The organism is [Phormidium] sp. LEGE 05292 (genome assembly GCF_015207735.1).
Lineage (GTDB): Bacteria > Cyanobacteriota > Cyanobacteriia > Cyanobacteriales > Aerosakkonemataceae > Floridanema.
Window position 1 is genome coordinate 40,432 of record NZ_JADEWG010000008.1, and the last position, 21,239, is coordinate 61,670.

Sequence of the window (21,239 nt, forward strand, 5' to 3'; positions counted from 1 at the left end):
ATGTTTGCCACTGTTGTGGTTTTGTTAACGACCAATCAGGGATTGAGTAATCAAGTTCCCACTGTTCTAACTTGGTCAGATGTTTTATTTCGGATTTTGTCAGTGTTGTTGCTAATTGCAATCAACGCTTTTTTTGTTACTGCTGAATTTTCTATGGTTTCGGTGCGACGATCGCGCATTAACCAACTAGTTAACTCTGGTGACATTCCGGCAAAAACAGTTCAAGATTTGCAACGCAGTATCGATCGCTTACTTTCAACTACCCAACTGGGAATTACCCTTTCTAGTTTAGCTTTGGGTTGGATTGGTGAAAATACAATGGCGATTTTAGTCGCTACTTTTTTGACTCGCTTACCATTACCCCGATCCCTCAATCAAATAATGGCTCATACTTTAGCCATTCCCTTAGCTTTTTTCTTAATTGCTTATTTACAAATAGTTTTAGGAGAGTTATGCCCTAAATCAGTTGCCTTACTTTATTCTGAACAATTAGCCAGATTTTTAGGGCCGCCAAGTTTAGCGATCGCTCGCTTTTTTAACCCCTTCATTTGGATTTTAAATCAATCCACTCGCTTGTTATTAAGACTAGTCGGAATTCGTTACACTGGGCAAGGTTGGCGAACCCCAGTTACCCCCGAAGAATTACAACAAATTATCACCACTTCAACCGAATCAACAGGCTTAGAAGCTGAACAAAGAGAACTGTTAAGAAACGTCTTTGAATTTGGCGATATTACAGCCGAAGAGGTAATGATTCCCAGAATTAGTATTGCCGCTATTCCTAGCACCGCCACCTTGCGAATGCTACTTTATGAAATTGCCGCCAATGGTCACTCGCGCTACCCAGTTATGGGAGAATCTTTAGATGATATTCGGGGAATTATAGACTTTATCGAATTAGCTGAACCTTTAGCCCAAGGAAATCTTAATTTAGATACTCACATTCAACCTTGGATTCGTCCTGTAAGATTTGTTCCTGAGTATACACTATTGAGTGAATTGTTGCCGATGATGCAGCGATCGCACCAGCCAATGGTAATGGTAGTTGATGAATTTGGCGGTACAGCTGGATTGGTCACAATTAACGATTTAATTGCCGAAATAATCGGTGATAATAACGAATCAGAAAATTCCGAAGATTTAATCATTCAAAGCGTAGATGAACAAACATTTTTGGTACAAGCACAAATCAATTTAGAAGAACTCAACGAATTGCTAGACTTAAATTTACCCTTAACTAATGAATACCAAACCTTAGCAGGTTTCTTACTTTATGAAGCCCAAAAAATTCCCCAGGTTGGAGAAAGTTTACGCTATAAAAAATTGGAATTTACTGTGGTTTCTTCGGCTGGACCCCGCCTTAATCAAATTCGCGTTCGTCGCCTTGACTCAACTGCAAGTTTTATCGAAGATAGCAACGAATTAAACACCGTAAATCAAACAGACGAGCCTCTGACAAACGAGAACTCTAGCAAAAGCACTGACGATGACATTACTTCAAATTAATTGCTAAAACTAAACCTAGTTCATAAACATCAACTGAGATTTTATTCTAAGAGGCAGAGCCTCTTTTTTCGTTTCTCGTTCCCAGGTTGAACCTGGGACGAGTTCTGGGAGGTTCAACCTCCCTTGCTACAAATTTAAGTCAAGGAAAACCCCGCTTTTATAGAGATTGGGAATCGGAGTGATCTTTATATTAAATCTTTGATATAACAGTTATTTACTAACAATAATCTACAGGATCTTTTAACCCTAATTCCTCAAAAGCTGCCAAACGTAAGCGACAAGAATCACAAACACCGCAAGCTTTTTCCCCGCCAGCATAACAAGACCAAGTTTTTGACCAAGGCACCCCTAAACTATTACCTAATTGAATAATTTCTGTCTTTCTTAAATCAATTAAAGGCGCAACAATTTTAATTGGTTCACTTTCAAGACCCTGCTTAGTTCCCAAACGAAAAACTTCCTGCATCGCTTGGATATAGTCAGGACGGCAATCTGGATAACCAGAATAATCCAAAGCATTTACCCCAATGTAGACCCTAGACGCGCCGATCGCTTCTGCATAGCCCAACGCAAAACTCAAAAAAATTGTATTTCTGGCTGGAACATAAGTAATTGGAATACTTCGTCCCATTTCTGTCAGCGATCGATCGCTCGGCAAATCAATCTGATTATCCGTCAGCGCCGAACCTCCCCACAACCGTAAATCAAAACTCACAACTTGGTGTTCCCGCACCCCAGCAAAACGCGCAACCTCTTGCGCTGCAAGCAACTCTCGGCGGTGACGCTGCTGATAATCAAACGAAAGAGCATAACAATCGAACCCATCCGCCAGAGCTTGATATAGCACAGTTGACGAATCTAAACCCCCAGATAGTAAAATCACCGCTTTCACAATTTTTCCTCCCTCGCTACTCCTTCTAGCTTTGGCTTACGGCATTTTACGCTAAAGCATAAAATCTCCTATTGGTCAACCTAACCTGTATAGGAACTTTGAGTCTGCTTATAAATTCTTAATCAATGGAGCCACTATGTTACCATCTGGATGGTTTTTGACGGCTATAAGTAAAAAGACCGAGCGTGGTGTAGGAGCATACCAGAGTGCAAGAAAGCATCTCCGTAAGATTTGCAAATGCTTATATGCAACGAAATATAGAACCGTTGCGAATCGGGGTCATCGGTGTGGGTAACATGGGACAACATCATACCCGTGTCTTGAGCCTACTCAAAGATGTGGAACTAGTTGGTGTCGCAGATATTAACGTAGAACGCGGCTTAGATACTGCTAGTAAGTATCGCGTGCGCTTCTTTGAAGATTACCGCGACTTGCTGCCTCATGTAGAGGCTGTTTGCATTGCCGTACCGACTCGCTTGCATCATTCAGTGGGAATGACCTGTCTGCAATCAGGCGTTCATGTTTTGATTGAAAAACCGATCGCAGCTAGCATTGGCGAAGCTGAATCCTTAGTCAACGCTGCCGCTGAATCCGGGTGCATTCTCCAAGTCGGACACATTGAACGCTTTAATCCAGCATTCCAAGAACTCAGCAAAGTACTGAAGACTGAAGAATTACTGGCGCTAGAAGCACACCGCATGAGTCCCTACTCAGACCGAGCTAACGATGTCTCTGTAGTCTTGGATTTAATGATCCATGACATAGACCTCTTACTGGAATTAGCAGCCGCGCCAGTGGTGAAATTAACCGCCAGTGGTAGTCGTGCTTCCGATTCTGGCTATTTAGATTATGTAACCGCTACTTTGGGCTTTAGCAATGGCATAGTGGCGACTCTGACTGCTAGCAAAGTCACCCACCGGAAAATCCGCCGCATTGCAGCCCACTGTAAAAACTCTTTGACTGAAGCTGACTTTCTCAATAACGAAATCCTGATTCATCGCCAAACTACCGCCAACTACATGACTGATTACGGTCAGGTACTCTATCGGCAAGATGGTCTAATCGAGAAAGTTTACACCAGCAATATTGAACCACTCCATGCAGAATTGGAGCATTTTGTCAATTGCGTGCGTGGCGGCAATCAACCTTCTGTAGGCGGCGAACAAGCTCTCAAAGCCCTGCGTTTAGCAAGCTCAATTGAGCAAATGGCTCTAGATGGTCAAGTTTGGCATGAGAAAGAGATAGAGCGCATTAATAATCAATCACCTGCAAAGGTGTAAATTCAGCCAAGTTTTTCTTCCCTGTCTGTAATGGCTGATGATTTTAGCTCTAATAATTGCCCAATAGATTGAGTAATTGCTTGGCTAACTTGCCAATTACCTTGATAGCTGAGGTGAATATGATCCCTATATAAACTTTCTTTTGACTCGGCAGAGTTAAACACTGGCAAAAAGTCCAGATACACAATTTGCTTGCTGGTAGTGAACTCGGTAAGACGTTGGCGTTCTTTAATCTCGTAATCACGCGGGCCAGGTAAGCCAACTTCTCGCAATAATGGTGTCATTGCCAGCAAAAATTTTATGTTGTTAGATTTTGCAATCGCTTGAATTTCCCCAATTGCTGCTAAATTAAACCCAACCCTATCCCCTGGTTCCTGATTCAAAGTTGCTAATTCCGGTATATTTGGTGCTGGTAAAACATAGCGAGTAAAAACTTCTTGTAATGCTAACATTGGTTTTTTGGCGGGATAATTGCGATCGCGTCCCACCTGCACACTAGAAGGCGCAGTAGCAAACAAATCATCAGTATTAATTAACAACACCACCACTTGCGCCCCAAAAGTCCCAAACCGTTTTAAATAAGCTAACTCATTCCTTGGCCCCCAAGAATTTGCTGAAGCATTCAGAACTTCCACTTCCGTAAATTCATCTTTAGCAATAGTTGCTTTTAACTGACTTACCATCATTGCCGATAAAATCTCAGCTCGATCGGTCCACCAACCACCATTTGCGATCGAATCTCCCAGCAACAATACCCGCAAAGTTGATTCCTTACGAGTCGGAGAAATCTGCTCACCCCGCATCGAATACTCATTAATCTCAATTCGATTCCCAAATCTTCGCGTTCGCTGATTGGGCGCTAGCAAATAACCAATCTCTGCATCCGCAACATAAATTAACGGATTGCCAAAGCCAAAGCGGGATCGTAATCCCACCTCTAACAATAACAACACAACAAAAACCACCGCTAAAACTATCGGCAATTCTTTCACAACTCTTTTCTCCCCAAACAATGTTCAGTTCGTTGTCAGCACTTTAGTGCTAAAAAAGCCAAAATCTAACAAAAAACTTTCTAAAGATATAGTTAATTATTGAGTTTTTGTAACAAAAGGTAATAGACGAAGGCAGCAACAACTAGTTAATTTATTATTTGAAACCCTTATTTTCTAAAATTTTGCACCGCTCTACAGGAGGAATATACAGGGCTATGACAGACTTAAATCGTGGCATCATGAAATTCGAGGGAGCCGATACCCCCAAAGCAGTTACTATTTCAGCAATCCTAGTTCTAGGTACAATTCTCGGCTTAATAGTTTGGGCAATCACTTCTGCTTACGCCGTCAGCTAGAAGGGAGTTTTGAGTTTTGAGTTTTGAGTTTTAGAGAGTTTGGGGAGTCAGAGAGTTAAGAACTTTTTCTTGCTCCTCTGCCCCTCTGCTCCTCTGCTCCTCTGCCCCTCTGCTCCTCTGCTCCTGGAGCTCCCCTGCCCCCCTGCTCCTGGAGCTCCCCTGCTCAGAGAACCCCTGCAACTATTAAATTGGTGTGAGTTTGTACAAAAAAATAACTTTTCTTCCTCTAATCTGAGGACGTTGTAACAGAAAATATTAGATTCTGGGCAAACTACCAGAAAGCAACGTTAACTGAGGCAAGAAGAAAATATGGTACAACTTACACCAAATCCTAGTTATAGTTTGGCTATTCGCATTGAATTACCTAACCGGGCTGGAATGTTAGCCAGTGTAACCCAGGCGATCGCTTCTGTTGGTGGTAATCTAGGACAAATTGATTTAATCGAGCAATCACGTCACGTTTCAATTCGAGAAATTACCGTTGATGCTGCCAGCTTGGAACAAGATGAGGAAATTATCCAAGCAGTCAAAGCACTCCCCGATATCAAAATTTTAGAAGTTTACGATCGCACTTTTAACCTCCATCGCGGCGGCAAACTCAGCGTCAACAGCAAAATTCACCTGAAAAGCCAATCTGACTTAGCAATGGCTTATACTCCTGGTGTAGGTAGAATTTGCACTGCGATCGCTCAAGACCCAGAAAAAGTTTACAGCCTCACCATTAAACAAAACACAGTGGCGATCGTTACCGATGGTAGCGCCGTTTTAGGATTAGGCAATTTAGGCCCTGCTGGTGCATTACCTGTCATGGAAGGCAAAGCCATGTTATTCAAAGAATTTGCAGGTATTGATGCCTTCCCCATTTGCCTTTCTACCCAAGACCCCGACGAAATTGTTAAAACCGTGAAAAATATTGCCCCAGTCTTTGGCGGCATTAATTTAGAAGATATTGCCGCACCCCGTTGTTTTGAAATTGAAAGACGACTGCGACAAGAATTAGATATACCCGTATTTCACGATGACCAACATGGTACTGCGATCGTTAGTTTAGCTGCCTTAATTAACGCCCTAAAATTAGTCAAAAAATCCTTATCAGAAGTTCGCATTGTCATTAACGGTGCAGGTGCAGCTGGTATTGCCATTGCCCGCTTACTGAAAAAAGCAGGCGCAGAAACTATCTGGATGTGTGACTCTAAAGGTATTCTCTCCCAAAATCGCACCGACCTCAACGAAGAAAAACGCGAATTTGCCGTCAAAGCCCAAGGTTCTCTGGCTGGAGCTCTCCAAGGCGCAGACATTTTCCTTGGCGTTAGCGTACCTGGCGTTCTTACCCCGGAAATGGTCCGATCGATGGCAAAAGACCCAATTGTTTTTGCAATGGCTAATCCCATTCCTGAAATTCAGCCCGAATATATTGTCTCAGATGTTGCCGTCATCGCCACAGGTCGCAGCGACTACCCAAACCAAATTAATAATGTTTTAGCCTTTCCGGGCGTATTTCGTGGTGCCTTAGACTGTCGCGCCACCACCATCACCACCACCATGTATTTAGAAGCTGCTTATGCCATTGCTTCCCTAGTCAATCCCTCAGACCTCAGTCCAGAACAAGTTATTCCTTCTGTGTTTGACAAACGAGTTGCCACTGCTGTTGCGAGTGCAGTTCAACAAGCCGCACGTCTAGAAGGTGTTGCTCGTTCTTAATATTAAAGCATCACGGAAAAACTCTGTTTCTGGGTAATCATCCTACAATTCGCTGCTACCTGATGTGGCGAATTGTAGATATCAAATCAATTCTTAATTTTGATTCATCTGCATTAATCTGCGGTGAAAAATCTGAGAGCGATCGTTTTTGCTAGAAGTCCGATCGGAAAGTACTCGATCGAGCTAAAGCCGCATTTTGCGATCGCACTCTACAAAGCCAAAGTTTTCACCTGAAAAATTTGCTGATATTTACTGAGAATTTTCTCATATTCCTGTGATTGACCAACACCCCGCAACTGACGCAAATAATTTTCTACTAGTAACCTAGCATCAGCACGTCCCACAGGTTCCACGAAAATTTCAGTACCATTGATAGTAATGACAAAAAACAGCCGCATTGCATAAATAGTCGTGAACAATTCCTGATTATCTTGCAATGGACAAACGCCATAAAGTAAACCAAAAGTCGGATGGTTTAAGTAATTTTCTGTAGTTTCACTTACATTTGCCCTCAGAGGACTAATCTCATCAAGCAGAGCATTAAACTTATTTTTGTGAAAGATAACCAAAGGAAACCACCTTTTTAATTATTACTGAAGATAGATGCTAGCTGTAAAGCTTAATTAATTTATTTTCCCATTTACCAGACTTAATAGCAATAGACACATATTAATTTTATGCAATTAATATATACTTATTAGTAAAAAAAATAAAATAACTTCATAAATTTAATAGTAGTTACTCTACCTGACTAGGTAGAGGGTTAATCTTAGCTAGCTAAAGGAAGATGCACTAGATAAGCTCATAGATAGAGCTTATATTTTCCCAAATTTGCAACAATATTAATAAATTCTGCTTTTTCATCATCACCACTGAATTTTTATTTTTTTGACATCTTCTATATTGTTTTGTTATTATCGTCACTGCTTTATCGGAACCAAAAGGTAGACCGTTGCCGGAAAATGCTCAAGTTTAACTGTATATAATCCCAGATTTTGGCTCAAGGCGCAAAATCTTTAATTGCTTTAGGGGAAAAGGGTAAAGGGTAAGGAAATATCCAACCCCTAACCCTTTTCTCTTTCCCTTTTTACTAGGAGTATTAATCATGAACCCAGTACAAAAATTAACCATTAAAAAGAAACGCTTAACTGGAAAACTGTTATTTGAAAGAGTGATGGCAGCGATCGTCCTACTCAACTTCACACTAGTAATATTTGATCTGACATACATATATTGGCGTAATTTCTGGCTCCAGGGTAATCTCAGACTGGTTAATTTAACAATTAACGTTCCTTTACCCCCTATTACTAAATGGTACGATCCAGTTAAAGGTATTGAACCTCATCGAGACACAGCAAGTTATCTAAATACAGTAGACCAACTAAAACAACAAATATCACAAACAGGTTTACAGTCTCCAGAAGTAAAAAAATTGTTAGCAGACTTGCAGCTTCAAAGCGTAGAAATGATCGAAACAAATCCTTTTGCAGTGGCTAACAAAACAGGTACATTAGAAAAAATTAAAAATCGGATGCGACGGCATCTCGATAATGACTCTGCTAAAGAATCATTTCGAGAATTTTGGAGCTATTCATTCTTATCACAAAGAGGTTGGGAAGAGGAATTAGCTTATTTTAAAAGACAAATTCAACCATTAATTGAAACTAATTATTTCCGTCCCATTGGCGAAAACGGTCAACCAGTTGATTTTTTCTTTGAACGCATTGATTGGGTATTTTTCCTGATTTTTAGTCTTGAATTAATCGGAAGAGTAATATATATTAGTCGCAATAATAAAGGCGTAAGTTGGCGAGAAGCAATTCTTTGGCGTTGGTATGACATTTTCCTCCTCTTACCATTTTGGCGACCTTTAAGAATCATTTCAGTTTACATGAGGCTCAAACAATGTGAAATCAAGCGATTTGATAGGTTTCAACGACAAGTTAACCAGCTTTTTATTGCTAATTTTGCCGAAGAAATTATTGAAGTAGTGGTAGTGGGAGTAATTAATCAAATCCAAGATTCCATTCGCCAGGGAGATTTAAGAAATTGGTTATCTCAATCTCAAAATCGCACTTATATAGACCTCAATAATACCGATGAAGTTGCAGAAATTAGTAACATAGTTACCAGATTAGCTGTTTACAGAATTTTTCCTAAAGTTCAGCCAGACATTGAACTATTACTCCAGCATAATATAGAAAGCGTGCTGCAAAATTTACCAGCTTACCGCAGTGTTCAAGCTATTCCCGGATTAGCCAACTTACCCAAACAATTAACCGAAAGATTAGTTGCCGAAATTTCCCAAGCCACATATCAAGGTTTAACATCTGCGATCGAAGATCCAGTAGGTGCGAAACTATCAGGAAATTTGGTAAATCATTTAGGGGAAGCGATCGCCCAAGAACTAAGAAACCAACATACCATAGAAAGAATTCAGAGCTTACTGATTGATATGCTCGAAGAAATCAAAATAAACTACGTCGAACGCCTATCTCAAGAAGATATGCAACAAATTATTGAACAAACCAGACAACTGCGCCAGAGAACAGCACCAAAAGCAGTAGAAATCCTTCCCTATAAACAAATATGAACCCCAACAATCAAAACACCAGAGTCAGCTGACTCAGTGCAAGCAAGACTTTAGCTAATCGGTAAGTTAGAATACAATCAAGATTGCGCTCGGCGTGAAAGTACAACCAAGAAGCATTCTGAAATAAAAGCAGAGCGCAGAGGTATCTTGGTAATACTGGCGCTATCTCTCATAAGTGAGAGCAGGAAAGTAGGGGCGGGTGAGAGCAGATATGTTTGCGTTTCTCACAGATAATCTCTCAGCAAAACCCTCCCTTAAGTAATCGGTTCCCCTAATCCTCGGAAGTCAACCGTGGGATTTTGTAGAAGGAAAAATTCTTTCATGGGAAGTGGGTATTTGCCCCACTTTTTTTATTGGAGTTGACGGATGACTCATCCCTTAGTACCACAAATTATCGAAATCGCTAACCCCATCGCTGAAGCCTTAAGCTTAGAAGTTGTGGGCGTAGTATTTCATACCAACCAAAGCCCTCCCGTGTTGCGAGTAGACATTCGTAATCCTGTGCAAGACACTAGTTTAGATGACTGCGAACGGATGAGTCGGGCTTTAGAAACCAGTTTAGATGCCACAGGCGTAATTCCAGACGCTTATGTACTGGAAATTTCCAGTCCGGGAATTTCTCGCCATCTATCCAGCGATAGAGAGTTTATCTCCTTTAAAGGATTTACAGTACTCGTCAATACATCTGAACCTTATGAAGGCAAGAGTGAGTGGCGAGGAAAACTGATCAAGCGAGATGACGCATCAGTTTACTTGAACCAAAAAGGACGGGCTTTCGCCATTCCCCGCCCCTTGATTACTAGGGTGCAACTGGAAGAGAAAGAGTAGCAATTTTCGATTTTAGATTGCCGATTTTCGATTTTTGATCGTACATATACGGTCGCTAAATGAAAGTTGGGGAATCGATTGCATATCGCCAATCTAAAATTCACCCACCAGAGTGTCACCTCGGAAAAACAAATAAATCGGAGGCTTTTTACTTGTGACGATCGTTAAATTACCAGGACTAAAAGACTTAATAGAAAGTATTAGTCGAGAACGTAACTTACCCAAACATTCCGTTAAAGAAGCACTGCGGGAAGCACTTCTTAAAGGATACGAACGTTATCGACGCACACAAAACATGGATCGACGGCACTTCGACGACAACTACTTCGACAACTTAGAAGTCGAACTAGACGTAGAAGAAGAAGGCTTTCGAGTTCTCGCCACTAAAAGTATTGTGGAAAAAGAAAAACTCAGCAGCCCCGATCACGAAATAGCCCTTGAAGAAGTTAAAGAAGTTGTAGAAGAAGCCCAACTAGGCGACACCGTAGTATTAGATGTAACACCAGACCAAGGCGAATTTGGGCGCATGGCAGCGATCCAAACCAAACAAGTACTCTCCCAAAAACTGCGAGATCAGCAACGAAAGTTGATTCAAGAAGAATTCCAAGACTTAGAAGGAACAGTTTTACAAGCCAGAGTCTTGCGATTTGAAAGGCAATCAGTAATCCTCGCTGTCAGCAGTAACTTTGGTCAACCAGAAGTCGAAGCCGAACTACCCAAACGGGAACAGCTTCCCAACGACAACTACCGCGCCAACGCCACCTTTAAAGTATTCCTGAAAAAAGTTCGGGAAGGCCCGCAAAGAGGCCCACAACTGCTAGTATCCAGAGCATCTGCCGGATTAGTAGTTTACCTCTTTGCCAACGAAGTCCCAGAAATTGAAGACGAAGTGGTACGGATAGTCGCCGTAGCTAGGGAGGCTAATCCGCCCTCACGTTCCCTTGGCCCTCGGACTAAAATAGCAGTAGATACGTTAGAAAGAGACGTAGACCCGGTAGGTGCTTGCATCGGCGCTAGAGGTTCCCGGATTCAAGTAGTAGTTAACGAATTGCGGGGAGAGAAAATCGACGTAATTCGCTGGTCGCCAGACCCAGCTACCTACATTCAAAATTCCCTCAGTCCAGCTAGAGTGGAAGAAGTGCGGTTGGTTAACCCTGAAGGTCGGCAAGCTCACATTCTCGTGACCGAAGATCAACTAAGTTTAGCTATTGGCAAAGAAGGGCAGAACGTTCGTTTAGCAGCCCGTTTAACTGGTTGGAAAATCGATATTAAAGATATTGCCAAGTACGACGCAGCGGCAGAAGACCAAAAAATTGCTGAGGCATTAGCTAAAGGACAAGCAGCCAGCATTGATGCCGAGAGAGAAGATAGCATCAGAATCTACAGCTTGGATGGCGACGCAGAAGAAACAGACTACGATGAAGAGACATCTGTGCCAGAAGATGAAGAATAAGAGTGAAACCTAACTATCGACGTTGTATCAGTTGCCGAAAGGTAGATTTAAAGTCAAATTTTTGGCGGATTGTGAGAGTCTATCCATCCCGGCAGGTACAATTAGATGAGGGCATGGGGCGATCGGCCTATCTTTGTCCCCAAGCAACCTGCCTGGAAACAGCCCAGAAAAAAAATCGCTTAGGTAAGACATTAAGAGCAACCGTACCCCCAGAGCTATATCAAGCCTTATGGCAACGTTTATCCAATCAGCCTGTACAAGCGAATCCTACAACCCCAAAACTATCAGCATCCGATTCGGCAATAGATGATGGCTACTGGGACAAATGGACAAGGAGACCAGGGGACAAGGAGACTAGGGAACAACAAGAAAATTAACCTTGAGCCTTTTTTCCCTTGGAGCCATTCTTCCCGGAAAATCAGTTACCTCATGCCTGGGTAATGGGTGCCAGAATAGTAAAAGTCATAATTAAACAACAAATGGAGTTAAATAATCAGCCATAACAATCACATTTAAGAAAAATTTGGTGCAAGATTAGAAGAGTGGGTGTGAAGCGGAAAGCGAATCGCCTTGGAGCAATCCGGCTATTTGACGGACGGAGGCAAAAACAACTACTTTAGAAGTTGGATCTGATTTATTAACTTATCTCAGGAGCCAGAGTCAAGTAAAAAGCCAAACTGGTTTTTCCTTGGCAGCACCAACACTATTTGAACACCGCCAAAGGAGGCAGCGTTCCAATGATGTAAACAACTATCAAAAACAGTGGCTCAAAAGAGAGTTACCACTGGTAGGATTCAAGGGGAAAGCGTGGATGAACAACGGCAAAGTCAGAATTTACGAGTTATCACGGGAATTGAATTTGGAAAATAAGGATATCCTTGCTATTTGCGACCAGCTGCGAATTCCGGTAAAAAGCCATAGCAGCACCATTCCAGACGCGGATGCAGAACGCATTCGCTCCTTAGCTGCGGAAAAATACACCGCTCAGCATTCTTCTCCAACTAAAGAGGTAATGAATCGCGTCTCAACATCAGGTTCCAGAAATAACCCCAACTTACAACTTAGCGCTAATGCGCCCGGTTCGGGAGCTAAACCTAGTGCTCCCAAAAAACAACAGATTTTAGGAATTCGCCAGCATCAGGAGATCTCAAACAACCCAGGCAAGCCGCAGGGGGCAACAGTGGCAATCCCCCCCAAATCGCCAGTGAACAATCAGCCAACGCAGTCATCCGTAAAACCGACAGCGCCGAACAAACCAGTACGTCCCAATCCCCAACCGGAGACGATCGCTAAAGAAGCAGATACGGATACGGAAACATCGGATGATAAACCGGATGGTAAACTCAAACAATTACAGAATCCACCCGTCACGCCTCCGGTAGCACAAAAACCCAAACTAGTTGAACCACCGTCCAGACCAAGTGCGACTAGCCCTAACACGCCGCTGCCAACACCAAGTCGGCCTCAACCTCAACAACCGCAAAAAGCGCAGACAGTTGAGCAGCCAAAGGCAGACCAACCTAAGAGCGAGCAACCCCGGAAAAAACTCAAACCAGTAGGGCAAACAAGGGATCGGCAAGAAAGACCCGAAAAAGTTGCCCCTACAGGTGAAAAACCAAATCGAGCTTCTGCTGCGGCACCGCTCCCAGCAATACCAGAACTGCAACGCCCTAAACCGCCAGTCAGACCAACTGCGCCAGCAGCACAGAAATCTCCAGGGAGAACTGTAGGTGAAGAAGATATAGAAACCGCAGTAATAGATGAAGATTTAGATGTCAAACCGCGCAGTAAGGCAGATAAAGAACTGAAGCGGCCTGTTGCAATACCGCCCAGGACAGCACCGAAGAAAAAGAAATGGGAAGAAGAGGAAGAAGAACAACCGCAAAAGGCTGCCAAACTGGCTGGTAAGGGTAAACGCAGCAAGCAAATCATTGATGAAGACGAAATTGATTTCGACGATCCAGAACTCGATGCTTTAGCTCCGGCGATTCAAGTCAGTTTGTCTGTAGCTCGTCCACCAAAGCCGAAAGCTGCCAAACCATCTCAACCCGTACCAGCTGCTACTTTACCAACAGCCAGAACTAAACCTTCACGAGATGGAGGAAGTGCTAGTCGAGCCGCAAATAATAGGCGCAATCGTGAAGAAGCAGCACCAGAACGTCCGCAAAAGCTAGTATTGACGGGCAATATGACCGTGCAGGAACTAGCCGCAGCTTTGGGAATCGCAGAAACGGAAATCATCAGAAAGTTATTCATGAAGGGAATAGCCGTTAATCTGACCCAAAATCTGGATATGGCTACCACAACGATGGTGGCAACCGAACTGGGTGTAGAAGTAGAAACTGCTCAGAAGCAATCGGAAGCTACTAAAGGTAGCGAGATGATTGATGCTGAAGACCTGGAATACCTAGAGCGTCGTCCTCCAGTAGTTACCATCATGGGTCACGTAGACCACGGTAAAACCAGCTTGTTGGATGCGATCCGAGCTAGCAAAGTGGCTCAGGGAGAAGCAGGCGGCATTACCCAGCATATTGGTGCTTACCACGTAGATGTTCAGCATAACGGCGAAACTCAACAAGTGGTCTTCCTGGATACTCCTGGTCACGAAGCCTTTACTGCAATGCGGGCGCGGGGAGCCAGGGTAACAGATATTGCTGTGTTAGTAGTAGCTGCTGATGATGGGGTACAACCACAGACAATTGAAGCAATTAGTCACGCCAAAGCTGCGGAAGTGCCAATTTTGGTGGCAATTAACAAGATTGATAAACCAGAAGCACAGCCCGATCGCGTTAAACAAGAATTAACCGAATTTGCTCTAGTCCCAGAAGAATGGGGCGGTGACACGATTATGGTGCCTGTGAGTGCCATCCAAAAAGAAAACTTGGATACACTGCTGGAAATGATTCTGCTGATTGCTGAAGTAGATGAAAACCTATTGGCTAACCCGAATCGGGCAGCTAAAGGTACTGTAATTGAAGCTAACCTGGATAAATCTAGAGGGCCAGTGGCTACCCTGTTAGTCCAAAATGGTACTTTACAAGTTGGTGATATCCTAGTAGCAGGATCGGCCTTTGGTAAAGTTCGAGCAATGATTGACGATCGCGGTCAGCGTGTCGATGCCGCAACTCCTTCCTTCGCCGTAGAAGTCTTAGGTTTGGGTGACGTTCCGGCAGCAGGTGATGAGTTTGAAGTCTACCAAGATGAAAAGAAAGCTAGACTAACTGCCGAAGCACGCGCCGAAGAACAACGGCAATCTCGCTTGATGCGCGGTGTGACTCTGACTACCCTCTCGGCTCAAGCTCAAGAAGGAGAACTTAAAGAACTCAACTTGATCTTGAAAGCAGATGTTCAAGGTTCTCTAGAAGCAATTATCGGCTCATTACAACAACTGCCGCAAAATCAGGTACAAATTCGTATCCTGTTAGCTGCACCAGGGGAAGTTACGCAGACAGACGTTGACCTAGCCGCAGCTAGTAATGCTGTAATTATTGGCTTCAACACTACCCTGGCTAGTGGCGCACGCCAAGCTGCCGACCAAGCAGGTATTGATGTCCGCGAGTACAACATCATCTACAAACTCTTGGAAGATATCCAAGGAGCGATGGAAGGCTTACTGGAACCAGAATTGGTGGAAGAACCCCTTGGTCAGGTGGAAGTCCGGGCTGTCTTCCCTGTGGGTCGAGGTGCGGTTGCTGGTTGTTATATTCAATCTGGCAAGGTGATCCGTAACTGTAAAGTGCGGGTACGCCGCAATAACCAAGTGATTTACGAAGGCTCTTTGGATTCCTTGAAACGGATGAAGGAAGATGCTAGAGAAGTCAATGCCGGATTTGAGTGCGGTGTTGGGATCGATAAGTTCAACGACTGGCAAGAAGGTGACATTATCGAGGCTTACCGCATGGTGACAAAACGCCGTACTTTGACTGGCAGTTAGCTGAAAGTGTAAAGTTTTAGATAGTTATGAGTTTTGAGTTATAAGTTTTGAGTTAACTTACTAAGTTAAAACTCATAACTTAATACTCGAAACTCATAAATTATGATCCGTTCTTTTTGGTCTGAGCCTTTCATCTGGATTCATTTGGCTGGAATAGCAGCTTTCCCAATTTGGTTAGGAATACTACTGCTGTCTTTAGCGATCGGCGATCCTGTATTGCCAGTTTGGTTGGAATTTAGTTTAATTGCCATTATTGGTATTGCGCCAATTTTGTGGATGCAGTTGGTCAAACCCTTTAATATTTTCTGTATTTTGGTAGTAGCTCTCAAGCCAGAAGTACTAACTGTTGAACAAAGAAAGATTTTGAGTTTATTTAAACGCCCTTTAGAAAAGGTAGGAGCAATAGCAGCACCATTGTTTTTACTCTGGGTGCTGTGGCAAATTTATAGTGTGGCTCCTGTGGCAGCGGGAATCCCACCTTTAGCACCATCATGGCGAATTGTTGGTTTGTTAGTTGCCGGAGTCGCTTTTCTGTTAGCTAATCTGTTTTTTCAGATTCCTTTGAGTGTTTTGGGGGTGTTACTTACCAAAGAATCAGAATTTGCGACTACAGAACCTTACCCAGTGGAAAGAATTCCTGCCGATTTTACGATCGCAGGTTTTCAAGTAGACAGAATTTTACCTAAAAAATTGTCGTCAAAAACACTAAGCTAAAATTCAAATTCATTCACAATAGAAGATACTAAGTCTACCTCATCCACCTAATCTGTTATTCCTCTTTGTGATAGTTATGGCTAAACAACCTGCTGCATCAAACATTCAAGATATTAATGATGCTCAAGTCTGGGACAACCTCAAAGAAGCGATCGCTTCTTGCTCTGGTTTTGAGCGTTGGCAATATGAGCAACAAGTCGATCGAGATGATACCAGCCTTGATTATCGAGTGCGTCGGTATCTACGTGAAACTTTAGAAACATTAGCTTATTAAATTGATCGCTTTCAACCAATTAGTGCAGGAAGGCAGAGTATTCTAAGGAAAGAAGGCTTTTCTTGATTCAACTGAGTTGGTTATTTCTGCTGCACTGCATTAGTTCCTCAATGCTAAAGACTGCTGCTTTTAGAGCAGCAGTCTTTTTATTTAAAAATAACTTATAACTACAAATTTTATGACTTATGACCCTTGCAGATAGAGCCTTGAATGTGGTAAACAAACAGCTACAAACCTCTATAGATAACTTTCATCTGTCCCAAGTATAAAAAAGTAGTACTCAAAATATCCGAAAATTAGTAAACACTTGGCTTCTCATATCAATCTGGTGACTATTTTGAACCACAATTTTACTAAATCCATCCAATCTACTAAAACCCTAAAAGCTGGATTAGCTGCATTCTTGCTTTCTGCTTCTAGTGGATTAATTTTACTTCCCGCTGGGGCAAACCCTCAGTTAATCTCCCAACAACCAACTCAAATTACTGCACCTGCGACTGCCAATATTATTTACGTTAATCCGCAAACAGGCAATGATAGTGCTGGTGCTGGCAATCAAGCGGCACCTTATCGCACTATTACATTTGCTCTCCAACAAGCGCAACCGGGAACAGTAATTCAGTTAGCACCAGGTTCTTACACCTCGCAAACTGGCGAAATTTTCCCCTTAACCGTCAAACGTGGCGTAATTTTACGGGGGAATGATGCCACTAGAGGTCAGAGTATTGTGATTCTTGGTGGTGGTAAATATCTGAGTCCGACTTTTGCAGGTCAAAACGTCACAATTATAGCGGAAAGTGAATCTGAGATTCGCGGGGTAACTGTAACTAACCCGATTAAACGGGGTACAGGTGTGTGGATTGAATCGAGCAATCCGACTATTGCTAATAGTACTTTTAGTGATAGTAAACGGGAAGGAATATTTGTTACTGGTGAAGCTAATCCCACAATTGAAAATAACCTGTTTATCCGCAATGATGGTAATGGAATTTCTGTGGCGCGTGCTGCTAGAGGGCGAATTCTGCGTAATCAGTTTCAAAGTACGGGTTTTGGTATTGCTATTGGCGGTACATCTTCTCCATTAGTTGCCGAAAATCGCATTCTACAAAATACTGATGGCATTTATATTAATGATTCTGCCCGTCCGGTGTTGCGGAGTAATGTAATTCAAAATAATGCCCGTGCTGGTATTGTAGCCACAATTAATGCTCAACCTGATTTGGGAACGGAGACTGAACCAGGAAATAATATTATTCGCAATAATGCAAAATTCGACCTTCAAAATGCTACTTCTACAGTTACCATTTTGGCGATCGGTAATGATATTAACCGCAGTCGCATTTCTGGGCGAGTCAATTTTGTCGCTGCAACAGTAAAACCTCCCACTGGCGGAACTAATGCCGCTTTTTCAGATATTGAAGGACACTGGGCAAAACCTTATATTGAAGCCCTTGCTGCTAAAGGTATTTTAACTGGTTATGAAGATGGAACATTTCGTCCCAGCGAACCAGTCAACCGCGCCCAATTTGCCGTAATTATTCAAAAAGCTTTTGCCCCTACACCACAGCGCCCCAGCATAACTTTTGCTGATGTGAAAAATAATTTTTGGGCTTTTCCAGCAATTCAAGCTGCTTATCGAGGTGGGTTTTTATCTGGCGATGGGCGCAATTTCCGACCTCTACAACAAATTACCAGAGTTCAAGCGTTAGTCGCTTTAGCAACTGGTTTGAAACTGCCTAGTGGTAATACTTCTGTGCTGACTTTTTATAAAGATGCTGCTCAAATTCCTAGTTACGCCGTTTCAGCTGTTGCCGCTGCCACTAACCAAAAGTTGGTGGTAAATTACCCAGAACAAAGTCAGTTAAATCCCAACCAAGTTGTCACTAGGGCTGATGTTGCTGCTTTTGTATATCAGGCAATGGTAAATGCAGGACGTGCGGAAGCCATTGTTTCCCCTTACATAGTAACCGTTTCCTCTAATGCGCCATCAGAAGCAGGAGGACAATAATCGTTCGTTGTAAACACTTCAGTGTTTCTCTTTGGCTAGGAAACACTGAAGTGTTTACAACGAAAATAAAGAACCAGCCGCAGTAACTTCTGGGGCTGGTTCTTTATTCTGACTTTAAAAAGCTGTCAGTTTTTTTAGCTTAGGGGTCTTTATATAGGCTGACCCCATTTAAAACCCGGTATTTATGTCCGGGGGGGTTTTTATAGTCAGGGTCTTTATATAGGCTGACCCCGTTTCAGACACCTTTATTGTGACAGCAATATCGCGAAATCCTAAAATTGTTAATGTTTTTTTTATATTTCTTACCAAGTTTCTTGAATTGTTACTTTTTGTAAATTTATTTTGCTTATACGTTACCTTAGCAAAATTTATAAAAATCTTTAGAGTGTTTTAAGAATTAATCCCTTGATTTAGATTACAAATCACGCTTGGCTTTTTTCTCCTGGGATTTTTTGGCGGCTCTTTGTTCTAAACGGAACAGCCACACCATTAAAGCTAATATACCCACTTGCAGGGCAAAATTAGGCAGGGCTGTGTCAACTTCTCGACCTGCGGCTAGTTGGGACAAAAACACTACAGCACCAATGAGTCCTGAAGCGCCGAAAGCTATATAAATAAACTGTCTTAACCCGCGATAAGGGGCTTTGATCTCTTCTTTGAGTCGGGCGTATTTTTCTGGGGTGGGGGGTTTTGGTGTAGCCATGAGATTTTAGATTTATCAGCCGCCGAAGTTTTATAATACAACTATAATACAAACAGCCCAGTTAGATTTTATGGAAAGACTGGGTGTGGTTGTCGTTAACAAGCCAAGACATGGCAAAATTTGCAGATGTCGTCGGATATTTTCGTCCTTATCGGACGATCGCACTTTTCAGCATTACCGCTACGAGTGTGTTTGAGATTGTTGACCTAATGGTTCCTTATACCATTGGGCAAATTTTAAACGTGCTATCTGGACAGAGTTTAGATGGCCCATTGCAAACAGCGATCGCAGCAGTAGCCACTCTGACGGGGATACCTGCAAGTAAGATTTTATCCCTAAGTGTGTTGTTAGCAATCATCTTTTTTGTCACGGTAGTCAGAGCACCAATTCAACCTTGGTTTACTTCTTGGTTTCATTGGGAAATCGCCCTCCGTTCTCGGCGGGATAATTCCCAGAAAGCCTTAGAAAAAATCCTCACCTTACCCTTAGAATTTTATGACGAAAACAACCCTGGTCGCATTGCCGGAAGAGTTGCCAGAGGCATTACTAATCATACATGGACTTATCCAGAAGTTGCCGGACAATTAATTCCCAAACTCGCTAGAGTTTTGGGAATTTTTGTGATTATTTGTTTAATAGAGTGGCGAATCGCTATTCTATTTTTGCTGTCTTTTCTGCTAATTCTGGGATTTAGCATGAAAAATTTGCAAGAGATAATGAAAAAAGAAGAACGGCTAGATAAGTATATAGAAAATACTGAAAGCCGCACTTCGGAAATTATCACAAATATCAAGACAGTCAAAGCGTTTGCGACCGAACCAAGAGAATTAAAGCGACAAAATGAACGCCTCGATCGAGAATTGAAAGTAGTTGATTACCGAATCCACATAAGTTACGTCAAGTTAAATACTTGGCAAAGGACTGTGATTCAATTCTTCGTGTTTATGGTGTTAGGTTTGACCTTGGCTGCTACAGTGGGGGGAAAAATTTCTTTAGGGCATTTTGTCACAACTTTAACTATTTCTAGCATGGCTTATGCCGAGTTAGAACCGATTAGTCAATTAGCAGAAGTATTTGCGCGGCGCTATGCTTCGATGCTGAGGTTTCATGAATTTATTCAGCAACCATCTGGCGAAGATACAATTGATTTAATATCATCGGGAAAGAGTTTGCTTCCGACTAATAGCTATCAGTTTACAGGTAAAATAGAGTTCAGCAAAATGAGTTTTGGCTATGTTAGCGATCGCTTAGTCCTGCGAAACATTAACCTGCTCATTGAACCCTATCAAACTGTAGCTTTAGTTGGGCGTTCTGGTTCAGGAAAATCTACTTTAGTCAAGCTACTGTTTCGGTATTTTGAACTTACACAAGGGCAAATTTTAATCGACGGAGAAGACATTCGCAACCTTGATGTTACAGCTTACCGACGCAGATTAGCGATCGTCCACCAAGAAGTAGATATCTTTAACGGAACAATCCTCGATAACCTCAAATATGGTAATCCCAACGCCACATTTGCCGAAGTAGAAGAAGCTTGTCGCATCGCCAGAGTTACCGAAGTAATTGAGGAAATGCCCCAAGGTTACTATACAGTTGTTGGAGAACGAGGTGTCAGACTTTCCGGTGGACAACGACAGCGGTTAGGAATTGCCAGGGCGCTGTTAGTCAATCCCGATGTGTTAATCTTTGATGAAGCAACTTCTAGTTTGGATTATGAATCTGAGCGATCGATCCAGCTAGCAATGCGAAGTATCTTAGGCACCCGTACCACCATAATTATTGCCCACCGACTCAGCACCGTTCGGGAAGCAGATAAAATCATTGTCTTAGACCAAGGTCAAATAGTTGAAGTTGGTACACACAGCGAACTATTACACCAAGAAGGGATTTATCATCGTCTCCACTCACTGCAAGAAACAGGTGAGCTAATTTAGGTTAAAAAGGTAAAAATAAAAGGTGAAAGAAAGCAAAGCTTTCCTTTTATCTTTTACTCAGATCTTGCACC

At 42.5% G+C, this 21,239-nt stretch carries 17 protein-coding genes; 13 read left to right on the top strand and 4 right to left on the bottom strand.

The annotated features are described in order from the left end of the window. A complete protein-coding gene (locus IQ264_RS04190) occupies window positions 1–1,506 on the top strand; it encodes a hemolysin family protein (protein ID WP_193978918.1) in 1,506 nt (501 codons plus the stop codon). Between the two features lie 217 nt (window positions 1,507–1,723). Here IQ264_RS04190 and queC read toward each other — a convergent pair whose 3' ends face one another. Then, complete coding sequence (gene queC / locus IQ264_RS04195) at window positions 1,724–2,398, bottom strand: 7-cyano-7-deazaguanine synthase QueC (RefSeq protein ID WP_193978920.1); 675 nt, start codon at window positions 2,396–2,398, stop codon at window positions 1,724–1,726. 245 nt (window positions 2,399–2,643) lie between these two features. On the opposite strand from queC, the gene IQ264_RS04200 reads away from it, so the two are divergent. Beyond that, complete coding sequence (locus IQ264_RS04200) at window positions 2,644–3,678, top strand: Gfo/Idh/MocA family protein (RefSeq protein ID WP_193978990.1); 1,035 nt, start codon at window positions 2,644–2,646, stop codon at window positions 3,676–3,678. Between the two features lie 2 nt (window positions 3,679–3,680). Here IQ264_RS04200 and IQ264_RS04205 read toward each other — a convergent pair whose 3' ends face one another. Continuing rightward, complete coding sequence (locus IQ264_RS04205) at window positions 3,681–4,670, bottom strand: SGNH/GDSL hydrolase family protein (RefSeq protein WP_193978922.1); 990 nt, start codon at window positions 4,668–4,670, stop codon at window positions 3,681–3,683. A gap of 215 nt (window positions 4,671–4,885) precedes the next feature. Here IQ264_RS04205 and IQ264_RS04210 point away from each other — a divergent pair, with 215 nt between their 5' ends. Next, window positions 4,886–5,026, top strand: coding sequence for a hypothetical protein (locus IQ264_RS04210; protein WP_193978924.1), 141 nt, complete (start codon window positions 4,886–4,888; stop codon window positions 5,024–5,026). 309 nt (window positions 5,027–5,335) lie between these two features. Beyond that, window positions 5,336–6,727 carry a malic enzyme-like NAD(P)-binding protein gene (locus IQ264_RS04215; RefSeq protein ID WP_193978926.1) on the top strand — a complete coding sequence of 464 codons (1,392 nt, stop codon included), beginning with the start codon at window positions 5,336–5,338 and terminating at the stop codon, window positions 6,725–6,727. 209 nt (window positions 6,728–6,936) lie between these two features. Here the strand turns inward: IQ264_RS04215 and IQ264_RS04220 are convergent, their stop codons facing one another. Continuing rightward, complete coding sequence (locus tag IQ264_RS04220) at window positions 6,937–7,296, bottom strand: PipX family protein (protein WP_413470329.1); 360 nt, start codon at window positions 7,294–7,296, stop codon at window positions 6,937–6,939. A gap of 536 nt (window positions 7,297–7,832) precedes the next feature. On the opposite strand from IQ264_RS04220, the gene IQ264_RS04225 reads away from it, so the two are divergent. The 8 genes from IQ264_RS04225 to IQ264_RS04260 all read left to right on the top strand — a co-directional run bounded on the left by IQ264_RS04225 (window position 7,833) and on the right by IQ264_RS04260 (window position 18,531). Further along, window positions 7,833–9,320, top strand: a complete 1,488-nt coding sequence (locus IQ264_RS04225; protein WP_193978928.1) for a hypothetical protein — start codon at window positions 7,833–7,835, stop codon at window positions 9,318–9,320. A gap of 366 nt (window positions 9,321–9,686) precedes the next feature. After that, complete coding sequence (gene rimP, locus IQ264_RS04230; protein ID WP_193978930.1) at window positions 9,687–10,148, top strand: ribosome maturation factor RimP; 462 nt, start codon at window positions 9,687–9,689, stop codon at window positions 10,146–10,148. A 154-nt stretch (window positions 10,149–10,302) separates the two neighbouring features. Beyond that, window positions 10,303–11,601: a transcription termination factor NusA gene (gene nusA / locus IQ264_RS04235; protein ID WP_193978932.1), complete on the top strand. Its 1,299-nt coding sequence runs from the start codon at window positions 10,303–10,305 to the stop codon at window positions 11,599–11,601. 2 nt (window positions 11,602–11,603) lie between these two features. After that, window positions 11,604–11,978 carry a YlxR family protein gene (locus tag IQ264_RS04240; protein WP_193978934.1) on the top strand — a complete coding sequence of 125 codons (375 nt, stop codon included), beginning with the start codon at window positions 11,604–11,606 and terminating at the stop codon, window positions 11,976–11,978. A 434-nt stretch (window positions 11,979–12,412) separates the two neighbouring features. Next, a complete protein-coding gene (gene infB / locus IQ264_RS04245; RefSeq protein ID WP_193978994.1) occupies window positions 12,413–15,535 on the top strand; it encodes a translation initiation factor IF-2 in 3,123 nt (1,040 codons plus the stop codon). 102 nt (window positions 15,536–15,637) lie between these two features. Beyond that, a complete protein-coding gene (locus tag IQ264_RS04250; protein ID WP_228061277.1) occupies window positions 15,638–16,249 on the top strand; it encodes a low-complexity tail membrane protein in 612 nt (203 codons plus the stop codon). A 76-nt stretch (window positions 16,250–16,325) separates the two neighbouring features. Further along, window positions 16,326–16,523: a hypothetical protein gene (locus tag IQ264_RS04255; RefSeq protein ID WP_193978936.1), complete on the top strand. Its 198-nt coding sequence runs from the start codon at window positions 16,326–16,328 to the stop codon at window positions 16,521–16,523. A gap of 328 nt (window positions 16,524–16,851) precedes the next feature. Then, window positions 16,852–18,531, top strand: a complete 1,680-nt coding sequence (locus IQ264_RS04260) for a DUF1565 domain-containing protein (protein WP_322744593.1) — start codon at window positions 16,852–16,854, stop codon at window positions 18,529–18,531. Between the two features lie 415 nt (window positions 18,532–18,946). Here IQ264_RS04260 and IQ264_RS04265 read toward each other — a convergent pair whose 3' ends face one another. Beyond that, on the bottom strand, window positions 18,947–19,234 hold the full coding sequence (locus IQ264_RS04265; RefSeq protein ID WP_193978940.1) for a DUF3493 domain-containing protein: 288 nt from the start codon (window positions 19,232–19,234) through the stop codon (window positions 18,947–18,949). A 110-nt stretch (window positions 19,235–19,344) separates the two neighbouring features. On the opposite strand from IQ264_RS04265, the gene IQ264_RS04270 reads away from it, so the two are divergent. Beyond that, window positions 19,345–21,168: an ABC transporter ATP-binding protein gene (locus IQ264_RS04270; protein WP_193978942.1), complete on the top strand. Its 1,824-nt coding sequence runs from the start codon at window positions 19,345–19,347 to the stop codon at window positions 21,166–21,168. The last annotated feature ends 71 nt before the right edge of the window (window positions 21,169–21,239 follow it).

Excerpts from the sequence above, each read along its gene's own strand:
- IQ264_RS04225 (WP_193978928.1), top strand. The coding sequence starts at position 7,833 with ATGAACCCAGTACAAAAATTAACCATTAAAAAGAAACGCTTAACTGGA.
- IQ264_RS04255 (WP_193978936.1), top strand. The coding sequence starts at position 16,326 with ATGGCTAAACAACCTGCTGCATCAAACATTCAAGATATTAATGATGCT.
- infB (WP_193978994.1), top strand. The coding sequence starts at position 12,413 with ATGAACAACGGCAAAGTCAGAATTTACGAGTTATCACGGGAATTGAAT.
- rimP (WP_193978930.1), top strand. The coding sequence starts at position 9,687 with ATGACTCATCCCTTAGTACCACAAATTATCGAAATCGCTAACCCCATC.
- IQ264_RS04190 (WP_193978918.1), top strand. The coding sequence starts at position 1 with ATGTTTGCCACTGTTGTGGTTTTGTTAACGACCAATCAGGGATTGAGT.
- IQ264_RS04200 (WP_193978990.1), top strand. The coding sequence starts at position 2,644 with ATGCAACGAAATATAGAACCGTTGCGAATCGGGGTCATCGGTGTGGGT.
- IQ264_RS04210 (WP_193978924.1), top strand. The coding sequence starts at position 4,886 with ATGACAGACTTAAATCGTGGCATCATGAAATTCGAGGGAGCCGATACC.
- IQ264_RS04215 (WP_193978926.1), top strand. The coding sequence starts at position 5,336 with ATGGTACAACTTACACCAAATCCTAGTTATAGTTTGGCTATTCGCATT.
- IQ264_RS04270 (WP_193978942.1), top strand. The coding sequence starts at position 19,345 with ATGGCAAAATTTGCAGATGTCGTCGGATATTTTCGTCCTTATCGGACG.
- IQ264_RS04265 (WP_193978940.1), bottom strand. The coding sequence starts at position 19,234 with ATGGCTACACCAAAACCCCCCACCCCAGAAAAATACGCCCGACTCAAA.
- IQ264_RS04250 (WP_228061277.1), top strand. The coding sequence starts at position 15,638 with ATGATCCGTTCTTTTTGGTCTGAGCCTTTCATCTGGATTCATTTGGCT.